The 3,942-nt window shown below is 43.8% G+C and carries 7 protein-coding genes and 2 pseudogenes; 4 read left to right on the top strand and 5 right to left on the bottom strand.

The window, feature by feature from the left end; translation table 11 throughout:
• Positions 1-165 (bottom strand): annotated as a pseudogene (locus B5D40_RS15480) (hypothetical protein); the annotation flags it as partial.
• A gap of 103 nt (positions 166-268) precedes the next feature.
• On the opposite strand from B5D40_RS15480, the gene B5D40_RS14895 reads away from it, so the two are divergent.
• Genes B5D40_RS14895 through B5D40_RS14880 form a run of 4 tightly spaced genes read left to right on the top strand, consistent with a single transcriptional unit; the run spans position 269 to position 2,704 of the window.
• On the top strand, positions 269-748 hold the full coding sequence (locus B5D40_RS14895; RefSeq protein ID WP_078777546.1) for a TOTE conflict system archaeo-eukaryotic primase domain-containing protein: 480 nt from the start codon (positions 269-271) through the stop codon (positions 746-748).
• Positions 745-1,161, top strand: coding sequence for a TOTE conflict system archaeo-eukaryotic primase domain-containing protein (locus B5D40_RS14890; protein WP_078777545.1), 417 nt, complete (start codon positions 745-747; stop codon positions 1,159-1,161). Before B5D40_RS14895 ends, B5D40_RS14890 begins: the two co-directional genes overlap by 4 nt.
• Before the next feature lie 20 nt (positions 1,162-1,181).
• Positions 1,182-1,934, top strand: a complete 753-nt coding sequence (locus tag B5D40_RS16365) for a DEAD/DEAH box helicase family protein (RefSeq protein WP_078777544.1) — start codon at positions 1,182-1,184, stop codon at positions 1,932-1,934.
• A complete protein-coding gene (locus B5D40_RS14880) occupies positions 1,919-2,704 on the top strand; it encodes a DEAD/DEAH box helicase (RefSeq protein ID WP_078777543.1) in 786 nt (261 codons plus the stop codon). Before B5D40_RS16365 ends, B5D40_RS14880 begins: the two co-directional genes overlap by 16 nt.
• 3 nt (positions 2,705-2,707) lie before the next feature.
• Here the strand turns inward: B5D40_RS14880 and B5D40_RS14875 are convergent, their stop codons facing one another.
• From B5D40_RS14875 to pgi, 4 genes and pseudogenes are all read right to left on the bottom strand, one after another.
• A complete protein-coding gene (locus B5D40_RS14875; RefSeq protein ID WP_158222196.1) occupies positions 2,708-2,914 on the bottom strand; it encodes a DUF3791 domain-containing protein in 207 nt (68 codons plus the stop codon).
• The gene (locus B5D40_RS14870; protein WP_078777541.1) at positions 2,904-3,131 is read right to left on the bottom strand and encodes a hypothetical protein; all 228 of its coding nucleotides are present in this window, start codon (positions 3,129-3,131) and stop codon (positions 2,904-2,906) included. The genes B5D40_RS14875 and B5D40_RS14870 overlap by 11 nt, the downstream gene beginning before the upstream one ends.
• On the bottom strand, positions 3,128-3,613 hold the full coding sequence (locus B5D40_RS14865) for a DUF3990 domain-containing protein (RefSeq protein WP_078777540.1): 486 nt from the start codon (positions 3,611-3,613) through the stop codon (positions 3,128-3,130). The genes B5D40_RS14870 and B5D40_RS14865 overlap by 4 nt, the downstream gene beginning before the upstream one ends.
• Before the next feature lie 131 nt (positions 3,614-3,744).
• Positions 3,745-3,942, bottom strand: a pseudogene (pgi, locus tag B5D40_RS14860) (glucose-6-phosphate isomerase); the annotation flags it as partial.

Genomic DNA, 3,942 nt, shown 5'->3' with positions numbered 1-3,942 from the left:
TCCGTTCATCAGCGCTTCCGGCTGCGCAAAGAAATTGGAAAGCAGTTTCTGGTGGTGGTCGCCGACCTTATTGTGGCTATTCGCCGGAGCGATAATTTCACCTTGAGAACAGAGCAAAACTCTTCTACGCTCTAAAAATAACTTAAAAAACGACAATAAGCACAAAAAGTTTACAAAAAAGCCTGTTTTTGTGCGAAAAACCGCAAAAAACGCCTTTTTACGATAAATCTAGGTATGTCCTATCAGGAATGATTGTATCTTCCAAGGGATGAATAAGAGAATAGGGAACGAACTGGAGTTAAAACCGATATCTGAAGAGGCTTTGGAGCAAGAGCGTTTGCAATTGCTAGATCGCCTGAAAGAGATAGACGGTCTTCTTGAAAAAATACGGATGGAGCGAAAAAATCCAGTTCGGCAGAATGCGGAGATTTCCGAATTGAAAGGGGTGGATAAGTATTCTCCTGTCGAAGAAAAAATCAAGTTATTCAAAAACCTGTTTCAAGGGCGACAGGATGTTTTCGCAAGGCGGTTCGAAAGCGCAAAAACCGGGAAATCGGGCTATCAGCCTGTTTGCGAAAACGAATGGAAGGCTGGAGTCTGTGAAAAGCCGAAGGCAAAATGCGCATTTTGCTCGCATCGCAAATTTGTGCCATATGGAGATTCCGTCATTGAAAAACATTTGCGTGTGGGGTTGAGCAATCTAGCAGTTTTTCACGACCGTTTGTCGCCGGGATTTACCCACTATTGAATGATGACTGTTGCTACTTCCTTGCTGTTGATTTTGACGAGCAGACTTGGCTTGACGATGCGAGAGCGTTTATAGCAACTTGTGAAAAGGAAAATATTTTTACGTATCTGGAACGGTCCCGCTCAGGGGATGGAGGCTATGTCTGGATTTTCTTTGAAGATAAGATAAAAGCGAAAGTGGCTCGTGATTTGGGAACACTCCTGCTGACAAAGACATTGGACGCCCGCCCTGAAATCAAGTTGGCTTCTTTTGATAGGTTCTTCCCGAATCAGGATTATATGCCGAAAGGTGGCTTGGGCAATCTAATTGCACTCCCATTACAAAAGAAGGCTCGCGAAAGAATCATTCCGTTTACATTGATCCGGCGACATCGAATGCATACGAAGACCAGTGGGCTTTTCTTTCAGCCATAAAGAAAAATGCGAATGCCTTTGTGGAGCAAAAGGTTTCATCGGCACAATTGCACCATGAGATTTTACCTGCCTACGAAAATGAAACCAGCGATGAAGACGTTCCGCGGCAATCCAAGCAAGCAGTTTTTCCAAAAATTGAAGCACCTCTTCCAAGCAAGATAGATATAGTTCTATCCAACCAAATATTCATCGACTATACAGGTTTGCCTGCAATTTTGAGAAACCGCATTTTGCGACTGGCATCGTTCCAGAATCCGGAATTCTATCAAGCACAGGCGTTGCGTTTGCCAGTTTGGGGTAAACCCCGAATTTTATATTGCTATGATATTCAGGCGAAATATATCGGGCTTCCGATTGGGTGCCTAGACAAATTGACAGAACTGTTGGCACATTATAAAATCAAGCCTATAATTCAAGATGAACGAAATGTCGGGACAAGCATTGATGCGGAATTTCAGGGAACGCTCTATCCGGAGCAAATGCTTGCTGCGGAGGCCTTGCTTAAGGATGATTTCGGCGTCCTTTCGGCAACAACGGCATTCGGGAAAACAGTTGTCGCACTTTGGCTAATCGCACAAAGAAAGGTCAATACTCTTATTCTGGTTCATCGTGCGCAGTTGATGGAACAATGGGTTGAACGCATTACGGAATTTTTAGGCATTCCGAAAAAGAAATCGGACAGATTAGTGGCACAAAGAAAAAGCGCTTTGGGAAGATTGATGTTGCCCTTATTACGAGTGTCAGCAGGCAAGGCGGCGTGGAAGAATGGGTAAACGACTATGGTCAAATCATCGTGGACGAATGCCACCACATATCCGCATTCTCTTTCGAAAAAGCTGTTCGAGAAAGTCGGGCGAAATTCAAAGTGGGTCTGTCGGCAACACTTGCCCGAAAAGACGGTCAGCATCCGATTGTTCTAATGAATCTTGGTCCGGTACGTTACGCAGTCAATGCAAAGAAACAGGCAGAAGAACGCTGCATCAAGCATTCTGTTATTCTACGAACAACCTGTTTTAAACCGCAAAGTGACGACTCGAAATTACCGATACAGGATGTTTTCCGAGAATTATGGAACAATGAAGCCCGCAATGCTATGGTTATAGACGATGTAATCAACACTTACCGCAATGGTCGGCAAATTTTGCTGTTGACGGAACGTACGGAGCATATCCAATTGTTCTACGAGAAAATGAAAGATGATATTCCGGCTTTATTTGTTCTAAAAGGCGGCTTCGGTAAAAAACAATTGAAACAAATTTTCGAAGACATCAATAAGGCTAAGGAAAACGAGAACATTGCGATTCTCGCCACAGGGCGTTATATCGGCGAAGGCTTCGACTTGCCGGAACTTGACACGCTGTTCTTGCCATTTCCAATTTCATGGAAGGGTACATTGGCTCAATATGTAGGTCGATTACACCGCATGGCCGTGGGCAAAACCGAAGTTCAGGTTTATGACTACGCAGATGTCGATGTCCCCGTACTCATGCGTATGCTCGCCAAGCGCAAGAAGGGGTATGCAGCGTTGGGGTATGAATTTTAGAATTCAGTGATTGTTCTGCAAAAATTTCTCGATGCAGTCAAATATAAAAGACTTTCCTTGTGTGTGCAGTATTTCTGCATTTTCGGAAAGATACTGAAGCACGCCTGTTTTTTCAAAAAACTGAGCGATGTCAGAGGCGGGCTTGCCTTTGCTGGAAGCGTATTCTTCAATACACCAAGAGAGCCAAAATGCCAAGTCCTCAGTGTTCATGTATCTCTTCCTTATACATGTCATATAAAGCAACCCAACCCAGTTGCCAAAGTTTTGTGTCTTCTTGGCCGAGTGAGCGGCTTAATTTACTTTTGTAGAATTTAAGAATCGCTTCTGAAGCCGTCAAGTGGTCTTGCCGACATAATTCGTCGCAGATTTTTGCGACTTTATACGGAATAAAAAGTCGGACATTTTTTTGTGTAATTTCGGGAATCATACCTGTTCTGCCCTCGAGAATTTAAGAATTTGAAGAGCCTTTTCTGTATGAAACAGGATTTGGTCCACATAGACCCAGGTGCGAAGTTCTTTTAGTAAGGTGGGCTTGTCCATGAAGCCGGATTCAAAAGCGTTAAGACTGGCAAAAACCCTATCGTTTGCGACTGCTCCTTTCACGATGTCGTGCTCATAAATGAAGTCTTTGTCCGTCCTGTTCGCGATAACAAAGTCAAGCCATTGCTCATCAGCTTTTTTGAAATCAAGAATATCTAAATTTTTGTTTTGAAGAAAATCGTCAGGAACAGTGAAAACAGAAACCGTTGCAGAGCCTTTCTTTTCTAACTTCGCTTTACTAATCGACCAGCGCTTGGCTTGGTCAAAACTCGTGGTTGTGTAAAATCCTGTGCCGAAATCAAGTCGGTGAGACGGAGTTCTGATTTCGGGAACGGAAACCACTATGTTACTACCGTGATAAAGTTCCATATAGACTTATAAATCCTTTGTATAACAGATAATATATATATTTTTTTGTGCTAATGCTAAAAGACCGCGACTTGATTGTCGCGGCCTTTTTAATTTTTAGGTGCGGGGGTGGTTTACCCTGCGGCACCGGCTTACTTCTGGTGAGCCTTGAACCACTTGATGAGCCCGTTGGTGGAACTGTCGTGGTTCAGTTCGGCGTCGGCCTTGGCAAGTTCCGGAAGGATCTTCTTGGCGAGCTGCTTGCCGAGTTCAACGCCCCACTGGTCGTAACTGTTGATGTTCCAAATCACGCCTTGTACAAAAATCTTATGTTCATACATGGCGATAAG

The organism is Fibrobacter intestinalis, from assembly GCF_900167415.1.
GTDB classification, from domain to species: Bacteria; Fibrobacterota; Fibrobacteria; order Fibrobacterales; family Fibrobacteraceae; genus Hallerella; species Hallerella intestinalis.
Note: the sequence above shows the minus strand (reverse complement) of the source record. Positions and strands in the feature narration are given on the sequence as shown.